Annotated in this window: 1 protein-coding gene; it reads left to right on the top strand. The window is 49.5% G+C overall.

Annotated elements, in window-relative coordinates; all coding sequences use genetic code 11:
- Positions 1 to 436 (top strand): GMC family oxidoreductase N-terminal domain-containing protein (locus tag A3766_RS09620; RefSeq protein ID WP_197479492.1); only part of this gene is annotated, 436 nt, incomplete at both ends.

Here is a 436-nt window from a genome sequence, read left to right on the forward strand (position 1 = left end):
GGGTCGAGTTTACTCAACAAGGTGAAAAGCATACCGTCCATGCACGTAAAGAAGTGCTGTTGTGCGGCGGCGCCTTCAACTCTCCTCAAACGCTTATGCTTTCAGGTATCGGCGATAAAGAGGAGCTTCAACAACATGGTATCGAAGTGATACAGGATTTGCCCGGCGTCGGAAAGAACCTGCAGGAACATGTTGATGCCTGTGTTTTGGTGAAAAGCAAAAAGAAGGATGGTTTCTCGACAAGCCCCGGCGGACTGCTAAAAATGCTACCCGACACTCTTAAATATCTGCGCGACAAGCAAGGCAATCTGGCGAACTCAATTACCCAGGCGGGCGCCTTTTTGAAGTCTAGCCCCGAGGTAAAGGTACCAGACATTCAGATGCACTTTGTTCCCTTACTCTTTGACGACTGCGGGCGCGATTTAAAACTCCTGTC

This window comes from Oleiphilus sp. HI0132 (assembly GCF_001635845.1).